General features: G+C 72.5%; 12 protein-coding genes. 7 read left to right on the top strand and 5 right to left on the bottom strand.

The features are described 5' to 3' along the window. The 3 genes from AOK03_RS29760 to AOK03_RS29750 all read right to left on the bottom strand — a co-directional run. Nucleotides 1-1,238: sensor histidine kinase (locus AOK03_RS29760; RefSeq protein WP_055568461.1), on the bottom strand; the 1,238-nt coding region annotated here is incomplete at its 3' end. A gap of 107 nt (nt 1,239-1,345) precedes the next feature. After that, complete coding sequence (locus AOK03_RS29755) at nt 1,346-2,062, bottom strand: ABC transporter permease (protein WP_055568460.1); 717 nt, start codon at nt 2,060-2,062, stop codon at nt 1,346-1,348. Further along, the gene (locus AOK03_RS29750; protein ID WP_055568459.1) at nt 2,062-2,997 is read right to left on the bottom strand and encodes an ABC transporter ATP-binding protein; all 936 of its coding nucleotides are present in this window, start codon (nt 2,995-2,997) and stop codon (nt 2,062-2,064) included. Before AOK03_RS29750 ends, AOK03_RS29755 begins: the two co-directional genes overlap by 1 nt. 345 nt (nt 2,998-3,342) lie before the next feature. On the opposite strand from AOK03_RS29750, the gene AOK03_RS29745 reads away from it, so the two are divergent. From AOK03_RS29745 to AOK03_RS29735, 3 genes are all read left to right on the top strand, one after another. Continuing rightward, nucleotides 3,343-4,197, top strand: a complete 855-nt coding sequence (locus AOK03_RS29745) for a MaoC/PaaZ C-terminal domain-containing protein (RefSeq protein WP_055568458.1) — start codon at nt 3,343-3,345, stop codon at nt 4,195-4,197. Nucleotides 4,198-4,259: 62 nt separating this feature from the next. Beyond that, entirely contained in the window at nt 4,260-5,342 is a 1,083-nt protein-coding gene (locus tag AOK03_RS29740) for a Zn-dependent alcohol dehydrogenase (RefSeq protein WP_055568457.1), read from the top strand. Nucleotides 5,343-5,418: 76 nt separating this feature from the next. Further along, on the top strand, nt 5,419-6,360 hold the full coding sequence (locus tag AOK03_RS29735) for a 3-oxoacyl-ACP reductase (protein ID WP_055568456.1): 942 nt from the start codon (nt 5,419-5,421) through the stop codon (nt 6,358-6,360). A 122-nt stretch (nt 6,361-6,482) separates the two neighbouring features. Here the strand turns inward: AOK03_RS29735 and AOK03_RS29730 are convergent, their stop codons facing one another. Both AOK03_RS29730 and AOK03_RS29725 read right to left on the bottom strand, forming a co-directional pair. Beyond that, nucleotides 6,483-6,656: a hypothetical protein gene (locus AOK03_RS29730; RefSeq protein ID WP_157869112.1), complete on the bottom strand. Its 174-nt coding sequence runs from the start codon at nt 6,654-6,656 to the stop codon at nt 6,483-6,485. Nucleotides 6,657-6,700: 44 nt separating this feature from the next. Continuing rightward, on the bottom strand, nt 6,701-7,996 hold the full coding sequence (locus tag AOK03_RS29725) for a hypothetical protein (protein ID WP_244177805.1): 1,296 nt from the start codon (nt 7,994-7,996) through the stop codon (nt 6,701-6,703). A gap of 246 nt (nt 7,997-8,242) precedes the next feature. Between AOK03_RS29725 and AOK03_RS29720 the strand changes: the two genes are divergently transcribed. The 4 genes from AOK03_RS29720 to AOK03_RS29705 all read left to right on the top strand — a co-directional run. Further along, complete coding sequence (locus AOK03_RS29720) at nt 8,243-9,340, top strand: ABC transporter substrate-binding protein (protein ID WP_079075030.1); 1,098 nt, start codon at nt 8,243-8,245, stop codon at nt 9,338-9,340. A gap of 210 nt (nt 9,341-9,550) precedes the next feature. Continuing rightward, the gene (locus AOK03_RS29715; RefSeq protein WP_055568454.1) at nt 9,551-10,402 is read left to right on the top strand and encodes a Nif3-like dinuclear metal center hexameric protein; all 852 of its coding nucleotides are present in this window, start codon (nt 9,551-9,553) and stop codon (nt 10,400-10,402) included. Beyond that, nucleotides 10,399-11,142 (top strand): zinc ribbon domain-containing protein, encoded by a 744-nt coding sequence (locus AOK03_RS29710; protein WP_208609622.1) that lies wholly within the window; start codon nt 10,399-10,401, stop codon nt 11,140-11,142. The genes AOK03_RS29715 and AOK03_RS29710 overlap by 4 nt, the downstream gene beginning before the upstream one ends. A 19-nt stretch (nt 11,143-11,161) precedes the next feature. Further along, on the top strand, nt 11,162-11,978 hold an 817-nt coding region (locus AOK03_RS29705), incomplete at its 3' end, for a reverse transcriptase-like protein (RefSeq protein ID WP_157869113.1).

Raw genomic sequence — 11,978 nt, 5'->3', positions numbered from 1 at the left:
GTGGGGGCCGCGGCGTCCTCGGTGGCCGGGAGGACTGCCGTGACGCGGAAGCCGGAGCGGGGGGCCGGGCCCGAGGTGAGGGAGCCGCCTGCCGCGGCGAGGCGTTCGGCCAGGCCCTTCAGGCCGCTGCCGGTGAGGCCGTCGCCGGATGCGGTGGAGTCCGTGCCGCGGCCGTCGTCCGTGATGACCAGGCGGGTCTGGTCGGGGGTGCCCGTGACCTCGATGTCGCAGTGGGCGGCGCCGGAGTGGCGTACGACGTTGGTGGCGGACTCGCGGACCACCCAGCCGAGGAGTGCCGCCGTCTGCGGGGCCAGGGGCGGCCCGGACTGGCGGACGACCGTGCCGATGCCGGCGGCTTCGAGGAGGTCGCGGGCGCGGTCGAGTTCGGTGGCGAGGCTGCCCTCGCGGTAGCCGGTGACGGCCTCGCGGATCTCGGTCAGCGCCTGTCGGCCGACGGACTCGATGTCGGCGACCTGGCCGAGCGCCGCGTCCAGGTCGCGGGGTGCCAGGCGGCGGGTGGCCTCCGCCTTCACCACGATCACGGAGAGCGTGTGGCCGAGCAGGTCGTGCAGGTCGCGGGAGAAGCGGAGGCGTTCCTTCTCGACGGCGGTGCGGGCCAGTTCCTCGCGGGTCTCGCGCAGTTCGCGGACCGCCTCGGAGAGGGAGAGGATCGCGGCGGTCACCATGGTGGAGAGGAACGTGCCGTAGGCGACGTTCACCCCGCTCCAGCCGTCCTTGAACCCGCCGATGACGCCCCCGAGCACGCTCAGGCCCAGGCCGATGGGCCCCAGGTGCCGCCCGCGCACGATCGCTCCGACGGCCAGGCCGAGCAGCGGGAAGAAGAGCAGCCAGTTGCCGCCGTAGCTCAGGGCGAGACCGACCGTCAGCAGGCCGAGCACGATCAGTGCGATGAGCGTGGCACGGGACTCACGCGTGTACTTGTTGAAGGCGCGGAAGGCCAGGAAGACGTAGAGGGAGTTGAAGAGGAGGACCCCGATGCCGCCGATCCAGGGGTTCGGGGTGTCGCCCTGGAGGAGGTGGGAGATCGCGCCGAGGCCCATGAGGAGCCAGGGCAGGAGCGCGAAACCGTTGGGCGGCGGGCCGAGGTGCTCGATGTTCTTGCCGTCCTTGCGCCCCTCCCGCCAGCTCTTCTTGACGCGCCGGTGCTCGGCCTTCCATTCGCCGCGGGCGTCCTGCCACTCCCGCATCCGGCAGCTGACCCTGTTCTTCCGGGACATGTCCTCGTTCCTCGCCCTCTGGGTCCTCTGGGTCCGCTCGGTTCTCTGGGTTCTCTGGGTCGGCTGGGTTCTTCTCGGTTCTTCTGGGTTCTTCTGGGCCCTCTGGCTCACGCGGTCCGCGCGGCACGCCGGTACGAGACCACAGCGTACGAACCGAACGCCAGCAGCCAGCAGAGCAGCACCGTCACCGTGAGCAGGCCGGGGGCGTCGTGCTCGGTCACCGAGACGCCGAGGTCGGCGAACCGATGGGTGGGCGTGTAGTCCGCGAGCGTGCGCAGCCAGTCCGGGAACAGCGCGATGGGGAACCACAGGCCGCCGAGCACGGAGAGCCCGAGGTTGCAGGCGACGTTGACGACGCCGGTCGACTGGGCGGTGAGGCGGTAGCCGTTGCCGAGCCCGAGCAGGGTGAACGGCAGCGAGCCGAGCCACAGCAGCAGCGCGGCCGCGGCCCACTGCCAGGCGGCCATGCGGACGCCGTTGACCAGGCCGCCCGCGGCGAACACCGCGACGATCGAAGGGAGCACGGTGACCGAACCGTTCAGTGCGCGGCCGAGGACGACCTCGCGCGGTGTCATCGGCGTGATCCTGAGCTGCCGCAGCCAGCCGATGGTCTTGTCCTCGGCGACGCCGGTGCCGGTGCTCATGGCCGCGCCCAACGCGCCGTACGCGGCCATGCCGATCATCGACCGGGTCCGCCAGGCGCCGTCGTTCTCACCGAGGTTGGTGAGGAGCAGGTACATCAGGACCGGCACCGCGACCGCCGAGATCACATAGCCGGGGTCGCGCAGCGTCCTGCGGATCTCGAGCCGGAGGTAGGCGAACATCAGAGGGTCTCCTGAGCGGTCGTCGCGGTCGTGGCAGTGGGAAGGGGAGAGGTGAGGGCGAGGAAGGCGTCGTCCAGGGAGGCCGGGGCGACCTCCAGGCCGCGGACCGCGCCGAGCGAGGCGAGCGCGACGACCGTCGCGTCCGAGTCGTCGGTGCGCAGCCGGGCCCGGTCGCCGCGCACCTCCAGACAGAGCACACCGGGCAGTTCGGTGAGCCCTTCCGTGCCGCCACCCGCCAGGTCGAAGGAGACGAGGCTGCCGCCCGCCGCGCGCCGCAGCTCTTCGCCGGTGCCGTCGGCGACGATCCGGCCGTGGTCGATGACGACGATCCGGTCGGCGTGGAGGTCGGCCTCCTCCAGGTAGTGGGTGGAGAAGAGGACGGTGTGGCCGCGCCGCGCGTAGGAGCGCATCGAGGTCCAGAAGGCGTGGCGGGCCTCGACGTCGAGGGCGGCGGTCGGCTCGTCGAGCACGAGCAGCGCCGGGTCGCCGGCGAGTGCGACGGCGAACCGTACGCGCTGGGTCTGGCCGCCGGAGAGCCGGTCCGCGCGCCGGTCGGCGAGTTCGGCGATGCCCGCGAGGTCGAGGGCGCGCTCGACGGACATCGGCGCGGGGTAGGTCTGGGCGACGAAGGCGACCAGTTCGCGGACGGTGACGCGCGGCACCTGGCGGCCCTCCTGCAGCATCGCGCCGACCTGCCCGGCGGCCACTGCCCGCCCGGGGGCGTGCCCGAAGAGGCGCACGGTGCCGGCGTCGGGGTCGTTCAGGCCGAGCAGCAGGGACAGGGTGGTGGACTTGCCGGCGCCGTTGCGGCCGAGCAGCGCGACGGTCTCGCCCCGCCGGATCTCCAGGTCGACGCCGTCCACGGCCCGGACGCGGCCGAAGGCCTTCACGGCGCCGTCGAACGCCACCGCGGGCCCGTCCTGGGACGGCTTCATCGCTGTCGTCGCCGTCTTCGTCACTGTCTTCGCCGATGTCTTCGTCACGGCTACGACGCTACGAATCCGGGGCGGGGCGGCGGCAGAGGCAGCTGTACGGACCCGGCCGGTACAAATGTCACCGGTCCCCGATGCCGCACAGTATCTGACGTTGCGTCAGGAGGGTTCACAAGTGCTGGGGCCTCGGCTATACATGGGGATCGCCGGACTGGAACGCGTTCTAGAACGAGTCGGTTCGCGGACCGGCCCTCCGGCCCTGTTGCGACCTCGGTGCGGCCGACGGTGCGGACGGTCGCACCGAGGTCTTTCCCCACCGGCGACACCGTCCCAAGGAGCTGCCACCCGATGCCCATCGACGCCGTGAAGGCCGTGGCCGCCGAGCCCCGGTCCGCCGAAATCGCCTGGGACCACAAGGACATCCAGCTCTACCACCTGGGCCTCGGCGCCGGACGGCCCGCCACGGACTCGGCCGAGCTGCGCTACACACTGGAGTCCCGGCTGCACGTCCTGCCCAGCTTCGCCACCGTCGCGGGCGCGGGCATGGGCGTCGTCGGCGGACTCTCCGCGCCCGGCATCGAGGTGGACCTCGCCGCCGTCCTGCACGGCGGCCAGAGCATCACGCTGCACCGCCCGATCCCGGTCAAGGGCAAGGCCGTCACGACGTCCCGGGTCGCCGCGGTGTACGACAAGGGGAAGGCCGCGATCCTCGTCCTGCGCTCGGAAGTCGCCGACGGCGAAGGGCCGTTGTGGACGAGCGACGCCCAGATCTTCGTGCGCGGCGAGGGCGGGTTCGGCGGCGACCGCGGCCCCTCCACCCGCCTCCCCGAACCCGAGGGCGACCCCGACCTGGAGGTCGAACGCCCCGTCCGCGAGGACCAGGCGCTCCTCTACCGCCTCTCCGGCGACTGGAACCCGCTGCACGCCGACCCCGAGTTCGCCGCGCTCGCCGGTTTCGACAAGCCGATCCTGCACGGCCTGTGCACCTACGGAATGACGCTCAAGGCCGTCGTCGACACCCAGCTCGGCGGCGACGTGGCACGGGTGCGCGGCTACAGCACCCGCTTCACGGGCGTCGTCTTCCCCGGCGAGACGCTGCGGATCCGCATGTGGCGCACCGAGGGCCGCGTGCAGGCCACCGTCACGGCGGTCGAGCGGGACGACGCGCCGGTGCTCGCCGACACCGTCGTCGAACACGCCTGAGTCAGCCCGGGCCCCGACCGGCTCGGGCCCAGCCCGGATCTTCGTACGAGAGGAGCCGCACCATGCGCGCAGCCGTACTGCACGAGATAGGCCAGGAGAAGCTCGAAGTCCTCGACGACATCGAGACGGTGGGCTTCGGCCCCGGCAAGGTGAAGATCCGGGTCCGGGCCACCGGACTGTGCCACTCCGACATCTCGGCGATGAACGGCGTACTGCCGCAGCCCGCCCCCTTCATCCCCGGCCACGAGGGCGCAGGCGAGATCATCGACGTCGGCGACGGCGTGAGCGGCCTCTCCCAGGGAGACCGGGTCCTGTTGTGCTGGCTCCCCGCCTGCGGCGTCTGCCCCGCCTGCAAGCGCGGCCAGACCCAGCTCTGTCTCGCCGGTTTCATGAACGCGGGCACCCCCAACTTCAAGCGCCCCGGCGGCAATTCCGATGTGTTCGGCTTCGCGGGCACCGGCACCTTCACCGAGGAGGTCGTCGTCGACGCCGGGTGCGCCGTGCCGATCCCCGACGACGTGCCCTTCGACATCGCGGCGCTGATCGGCTGCGGCGTGACGACGGGGCTCGGCGCCGCCATCAACACGGCGGACGTGGCGGCCGGTTCGTCGGTCGCCGTCATCGGCTGCGGCGGCGTCGGCATCTCGGCCATCCAGGGCGCCCGGCTCAAGGGCGCGGCGGAGATCGTCGCGGTCGACCCGGTCGCCTCGCGCAGGGAGGCGGCGCTCGGCTTCGGCGCCACGGAGGCGGTGTCGCCCGACGAACTGGCCGACGCCAAGCAGCGGATCACCGCGGGCGAGGGCTTCGACTACGTCTTCGAGGTCGTCGGCAAGTCGGTCACGGCCCGCACGGCGTACGAGACGACCCGCCGCGGCGGCACGCTGTGCGTCGTCGGGGCCGGAGCCATGGACGACCATCTGCAGCTCAACATGTTCGAGCTGTTCTTCGACGAGAAGCGCATCCTGCCCTCCATGTACGGCGGGGGCGACGTCCTCACCTCCTACGAGCGGGCCATCGCGCTCTGGCGGGCCGGTCGCATCGACCTCGCGAGCCTGATCACGCACCGCGTGCAGCTCGCCGAGGTCAACGAGGCCCTGGACCAGATGCGCACCGGCACGTCGCTGCGCACCTGCATCGAGATCTGACCACGCCCGTCACTCCCGTCACCCTCATCACCCTCGTCACGCCCGAACCGTCCAGCTCCGTTCCGAAGGGACTTCGATGTCACTGCCACTTGAGGGCCTGTCCGCGATCGTCACCGGCGCGGGCCGCGGGCTCGGCCGCGCCGAGGCGCTGGAACTGGCCGGGCTCGGCGCGAGCGTCGTCGTCAACGACTTCGGGCAGCCGGGCCGCGACGGTTCGGGCGAGGCGTCGGCGGCGCCCGCCGAGGAGGTCGCCGCCGAGATCAGGGCGAAAGGCGGGCAGGCCGTCGCCCACACCGGCGACGTCGCGGACCACGAACAGGCCCGCGAGCTCGTGCGGTCGGCGGTGGAGACGTACGGGAAGCTCGACATCCTGGTCAACAACGCGGGCATCCTGCGGGACCGGATGATCTTCTCGATGAGCGAGTCGGAGTGGGACTCGGTCATCCACGTCCACCTCAAGGGCCACTTCAACACCACTCACTTCGCGGCGGCCCACTGGCGCGAGCGGTCCAAGGCGACGGGCGGCCCGGTGTACGGCCGGATCGTCAACACCTCCTCCGAGGCGTTCCTCGCGGGGTCGGCGGGCCAGCCCAACTACGCGGCGGCGAAGGGCGGCATCGTCGGCCTGACGACGTCGACGGCGCTTGCCCTCGCCAAGTACGGCGTGACCGCCAACGCCATCTGCCCCCGGGCGCGTACGCGGATGACCGAGGACGTCTTCGCGGGCTTCGCGGAGCCGTCGGAGGGGCGGCTCGACCCTCTGGCCCCCGAGCACGTCTCACCGCTCGTCGGGTACTTGGCCTCGCCCGCCGCGGCACGGGTCAACGGGCAACTGCTCGTGGTCCACGGCGGCATGGTCGCGGTCGTGGAGCGGCCCAGGGTGGCGGCGCAGTTCGACTCGGCGAAGGAGGCGTTCACCTTCGACGAGCTGGACGAGGCGCTCTCCCCGTACTACGCGGACCGCCCGCCGAACGAGACGTTCGCGGCGGCCGAGGTGCTGGGCCTCAAGCGGGGATAGCAGGGATGGCGAGGGCAGCGGGGACAGCGGAACGGGTGCGGAACGGGCTCGCCCCCGCGCTGCTCTTGGCGGCGCGGGGGCGAGACGTTTCTGCAAGGCGGCTCCGGAGGGTCGTTACCGGATCAGGACTGCTGGTCCTGCCGACGGTGCCGCCCCCGCGGCGCCGCTGCCTCGTCGTGCTCGGACACCGGGCCCCGATGCTTGCCCGCGCCGGCATGCGCGCCGGTGGGCGCGGTCGCCGGCATGGTGGGTGCGGTGTTCTGCTGTGTCTCCGTGACGGTCTCGGTCGTAGTCAAGCCATTCACCCCGTAAAGAAGATCGTTCGTACAGCCGGGCGAGTCTAACTGCCCGCCGTCCGCCCGCCGAGGGGTGCCTGCTGCAGGGGGACGGGTCGTGTCGCGGCGGGCGTCCGGGGATCGGGGGGAGGCGGCTGCCAGGGGTGCGGGAGGTCGCCGTCGGCGTCGGGCGGAGTGGCGCGGGAAGGGTCGTGGGAGACGTCGTGCGAGGCGTCGTGGGACGCGTCGTGCGGTGCGTCTTCCGGTCGGGCGGTCTCGGCGGCGGACTTCGGCGGCCCCGTCATCCGGGCCACCCCGCAGGGCGCGGCGGCCGTCGCGTACGGCAGACAGAGCTCGCCGTCCCGCGTCCACCACCCCGAACCGGTCAACCACCCTGCGGGCGCCGCCACTTGCTGCACCTGCCGCGCGGCGGGGCGCCACAGGCCGAGCCAGCTGCCGCCCCCGCCGGCCGCCGGACCGTCGATCCGCAGTGCCACTCCGCAGGCCTCCGGCGTCAGGACCTGCCCCGGCTGGATAGCGAACGGCGTCACGGTGAGGTCGGGCAGGCGCAGGCTCTCCGGGAAGCGCACCGGCCGCGTCCCGCCGAGGACCCCCCAGCCCAGCCGGTCGTCGCCCGGGGCGTCGGAGCGGATGAGCAGCAGACCGCTGCCGGCGTCGGCGAGCAGCAGCCGGTCGTCGCTGTCCTCGGCGATCTGCAGCAGCGGGGAGACCTCGCCGTCGCGCTCCAGGTCCACCGCGACCGTCTTGGTGCGGCCGTCCAGCTCGCGGTCGAGCGCCAGCAGGCGGTCCGTGCCGTCCAGCCAGACCCCGCCCGAGCAGCGGCCCGGCACCGCGGCGAGATGTTCGGGACCGAAGGCGCCGCCCGCCACCAGCCAGACGTCCGAGGACCTCGCCCCCGGCGCGAGGGCATAGGCGCGGGTGCCGCCCGGCGCGGGCGGCAGCAGGGTCAACTCGCCGCACTCCACGGCCCCCAGCGGCACTTCACCCGTGCCCGGGCCCGTCGGGTACAGCAGGGTGAAGACGTGCCGCTCGCCCACCACGCGGTGGACGAGGACGCGGCCGTCGGCCATCGGGAGCACTTCCGTGGACGGCTCCTCGGGCTGGTTGCCGGGGAGCGGCACCGCGAACGGTTCGGCGGAGCCGAGGGTCCAGCGTTCGGGATACCAGGAGTCCGGCGCTCCGGCGGCACGGGCGAGGCGTGCCGCGTACGACCCGTCCGCCGTGATGGTGCACCCCGCGGTGCGGGCGGGCGTGCGGACCCGGATGCGGGCCCGGACCGGTGGTGGCGCCGGTGGCGCCGGTTGTTCCGGTGGCGCTGCTGGTGCTGGTGGCGCTGTCATGGTGAGTGGTCACCTCCGGTCCCCGAAGCTAGTTTTCGTCCGCACTGGCGTGGCAGCGACGGGCGTCCGCTTCACACAGAAGGGTGGCGATGTCCTGATTCGCCTGAGAGGGCGGGTGCGGTTGTGCTGTGACGGGGGCGACTGCTCCGTATGCGGAGATTCCGCTTATGGTGAGGCGAACCTAAGCTCGGCCGGATCCGGGCCGCACACCGCCCGGATCCGAGCACCGCATCCCCTGGAGCCCCGATGTCCGTGTCCATCCGGTCCATCCGGTCCATCCGGTCCATCCGGTCCGTTCGGTCCGTACGGCGAAACCGCCGCGGCACCGCCGCCGTGGCCCTCGCCGTGACCGCCGCGCTCTCGCTCGCCGCCTGCGGGGCGTCCGACGACGGCTCCGGCAAGTCCGACAACGGCAGCGGCAGCAAGGCCGTCGCCCAGGGCGGCGACGACTTCGCCAAGGCCGCCGAGCAGACCGCGAAGATGGGCACGAAGGCCGCGCCGGGCGAGTTCCCGCGCACCATCGAGCACGCCCGCGGCAGGACCGAGCTGAAGAAGCGGCCCCAGCGCGTCGTGGTCCTCGACGTCGGCGAGCTCGACAACGTCGTCTCGCTCGGCGTGAAGCCCGTCGGTTACGCCCCCACCGAGGGCGACGACGGCATCCCCGGCTACCTGAAGAAGGAGGCCGGCAGCCCCAAGAACGTCGGCACGATCAACTCCCTCAACCTGGAAGCCATCGCGAACCTCAAGCCCGACCTGATCCTCGGCAGCGAGCTGCGCGCCGCCAAGCTCTACCCGCAGCTCGCCAAGATCGCTCCCACGGTCTTCTCGATCCGCCCCGGCTTCACGTGGAAGGAGAACTACCTCCTGAACGCGGCCGCGCTCGACGAGACGGCGAAGGCGGAGGAGAAGCTCTCCGCGTACGAGAAGAAGGCGAAGGCCCTCGGCAAGGAGATCGGCGCCGCCCACGACGGCAAGCCGACGATCACGATGCTCCGCTACATGCCGGACCGCATCCGCCTCTACGCCAAGGCGTCCTTCATCGGCACGATCCTCGACGACGCCGGTCTGCCGCGCCCCAAGAACCAGCAGGTCAACGATCTCGCCACGGAGATCAGCCCGGAGAAGATCGACCAGGCCGACGCGGACTGGATCTTCACCGGGGTCTACGGCGACGCGGAGAAGACCGGCCGCTCCGGCGCCGAGAAGAACCCCCTGTGGAAGAAGCTCGACGCGGTGCGGAACGGCCAGGCGAAGGACGTGCCCGACGAGACCTGGTACCTGGGCCTCGGCGTGACCGCGGCGGACTCCGTCCTGGGCGACCTCAAGAAGAACCTCGTCCCGTAAGCAGGACGCCCCATGAGGGGCGCGGGGAGCTGCGCGCTCAGCCCAGCACAAGCCGCGGCCGCGTCCGCCCGGTGACGAGCAGACGCGACCGCGGCTTTTCCGTGGTCGCTCGCGCAGTTCCCCGCGCCCCTTACGGGGCCCTCCGTAGCGGCCCGGCTGCGGGTAGTCACACGCGACATGCCGAGCGCAGCGGGAAGGTAGCCTTTCTCCGTGCCCCGTCTGTCTGAAGTCATCGCCGCGCTCGACGCCCTGTGGCCCGCCGAACTGGCCGAGAGCTGGGACGCGGTCGGCACGGTCTGCGGAGACCCCGAAGCGGAGGTCTCGCGCGTCCTCTTCGCGGTCGACCCCGTCCAGGAGATCGCCGACGAGGCGGTCGCACTGGGAGCCCAGCTCCTGGTCACCCACCACCCCCTCTACCTGCGGGGTACGACGACGGTCGCCGCGTCCACCTTCAAGGGCCGGGTCGTCCACGACCTGATCAAGCACGACGTCGCACTGCACGTCGCGCACACCAACGCGGACCGCGCCGACCCCGGCGTCTCCGACGCCCTCGCGGGCGCGCTCGACCTCCGTGTCGTACGCCCGCTCGTGCCGCACCCCGCCGACGAGCAGGGCCGCCGCGGCCTCGGCCGGATCTGCGAACTCGACCACCCCCTGACCCTCGCCGAACTGGCCGAGCGCGCCGCGAAGCGGCTGCCCGCCACCGCGCAGGGCATCCGCGTCGCGGGCGACCCCGACGCGCCGATCCGCACCGTCGCCGTCAGCGGCGGCTCCGGCGACAGCCTCTTCGAGGACGTACGCGCCGCGGGCGTGGACGCCTTCCTCACCGCGGACCTGCGCCACCACCCGGTGTCGGAGGCCCGCGCGCAGACCCCGCTCGCGCTGCTCGACGCCGCGCACTGGGCCACCGAGTGGCCGTGGTGCGAGCTGGCCGCGGCGCAGCTCGACGAGATCTCCGACCGTCACGGATGGGGACTGCGCGTCCACGTCTCGAAGACGGTCACCGACCCCTGGACCGCCCACGCGGCCTCACCTCACGACTCAACTGGAGCCCCCAACTGAACGCCGCGCCCGCCGACCAGATCCGACTGCTCGACGTCCAGGCCCTGGACGTACGCCTGCAGCAGCTCGCGCACAAGAAGAAGTCGCTGCCCGAGCACGCCGAGATCGAGTCGCTGAACAAGGACCTCACGCAGCTGCGCGACCTGCTCGTCGCCGCGACGACCGAGGAGAGCGACTGCGCCCGCGAGCAGACCAAGGCGGAGCAGGACGTCGACCAGGTCCGCCAGCGCGCGGTCCGCGACCAGCAGCGCCTGGACTCCGGTGCCGTCACCTCGCCCAAGGACCTGGAGAACCTCCAGAAGGAGATCGCCTCGCTGGCCAAGCGCCAGGGTGACCTGGAGGACGTCGTCCTCGAGGTCATGGAGCGCCGCGAGTCCGCGCAGGAGCGCGTCACCGAGCTCACCGGCCGGGTCTCCTCGGTCCAGTCGAAGGCCGACGACGCGACGGGCCGCCGCGACGCCGCCTGCGAGGAGCTCGACGGCGAGGCTGCCACGGTCGGCAAGGAGCGCGAGGTCGTGGCGGGTTCGATCCCCGCCGACCTGCTCAAGCTCTACGACAGGCTGCGCGAGAAGCAGGGTGGCATCGGTGCCGCCAGGCTCCACCAGCGGCGTTGCGAGGGCTGCCGCCTCGAGCTCGACATCACCGAGGTCAACGAAGTGAAGGCGGCGTCCCCGGACAAGGTCGTGCGCTGCGAGAACTGCAGTCGCATCCTGGTCCGTACGTCCGAGTCCGGCCTCTGAGGACCCCCTGTCCATGTCCATGCGCGAGTTCATCGTCGAGGCCGACGGCGGCTCCCGGGGCAACCCGGGGCCCGCGGGCTACGGCTCGGTCGTCATCGACGCGGCCACGGGGGAGACCCTGATGGAGGCCGCGGAGTACATCGGCGTCGCGACGAACAACGTCGCCGAGTACAAGGGCCTGGTGGCCGGGCTCAAGGCGGCCCACCAGCTGGACCCGGCCGCCACGGTGCGCGTGCGCATGGACTCCAAGCTCGTCGTCGAGCAGATGTCGGGCCGCTGGAAGATCAAGCATCCGGACATGAAGCCGCTGGCGGCGGAGGCGGCCCGGGTCTTTCCGTCGTCCCAGGTGACGTACGAGTGGATCCCCCGCGAGAAGAACAAGCACGCGGACCGGCTCGCGAACGAGGCGATGGACGCGGGCAAGCGGGGTGAGCAGTGGTCGCCCGCGGCGTCCACGGCGGAGTTCGACGCGCGGGCCGCGCGGTCGGCCGCCGAGGCTCCTGCCGGTCCGTCGGCCGGTCCGTCGGCCGGTTCGTCCGCCGGACCGCCCGGAGACGCGGTGGCGGGCGCGGCGAAGGCGCGGGCTGCGCTGGCGGGGGCGGCGCGGGCAGGGGCGGCGCCTGAGGGATCCGCCGCCGGTGTCGGTGGGAGCGCGGACGTTCGGGCCGCGCGCACCGCCGCCGCACCGCCCGTCGGCTGGGCCGCCCCCGCCGACCTCGGTGCCCCCGCGACCTTCGTGCTGCTGCGGCACGGCGAGACCGCGCTGACGCCCGAGAAGCGGTTCTCCGGGAGCGGCGGGTCCGATCCGTCCCTGTCGGACGTCGGCCGTGAGCAGG

The organism is Streptomyces atriruber (assembly GCF_001418325.1).
Taxonomy (GTDB): Bacteria; Actinomycetota; Actinomycetes; order Streptomycetales; family Streptomycetaceae; genus Streptomyces; species Streptomyces atriruber.
This window is presented reverse-complemented; position numbering and strand designations above follow the sequence as displayed.

Coding starts and splice junctions, on each gene's coding strand:
- AOK03_RS29755 (WP_055568460.1), bottom strand. CDS start 2,062: ATGTTCGCCTACCTCCGGCTCGAGATCCGCAGGACGCTGCGCGACCCC.
- AOK03_RS29750 (WP_055568459.1), bottom strand. CDS start 2,997: ATGAAGCCGTCCCAGGACGGGCCCGCGGTGGCGTTCGACGGCGCCGTG.
- AOK03_RS29745 (WP_055568458.1), top strand. CDS start 3,343: ATGCCCATCGACGCCGTGAAGGCCGTGGCCGCCGAGCCCCGGTCCGCC.
- AOK03_RS29740 (WP_055568457.1), top strand. CDS start 4,260: ATGCGCGCAGCCGTACTGCACGAGATAGGCCAGGAGAAGCTCGAAGTC.
- AOK03_RS29735 (WP_055568456.1), top strand. CDS start 5,419: ATGTCACTGCCACTTGAGGGCCTGTCCGCGATCGTCACCGGCGCGGGC.
- AOK03_RS29725 (WP_244177805.1), bottom strand. CDS start 7,996: ATGACAGCGCCACCAGCACCAGCAGCGCCACCGGAACAACCGGCGCCA.
- AOK03_RS29720 (WP_079075030.1), top strand. CDS start 8,243: ATGTCCGTGTCCATCCGGTCCATCCGGTCCATCCGGTCCATCCGGTCC.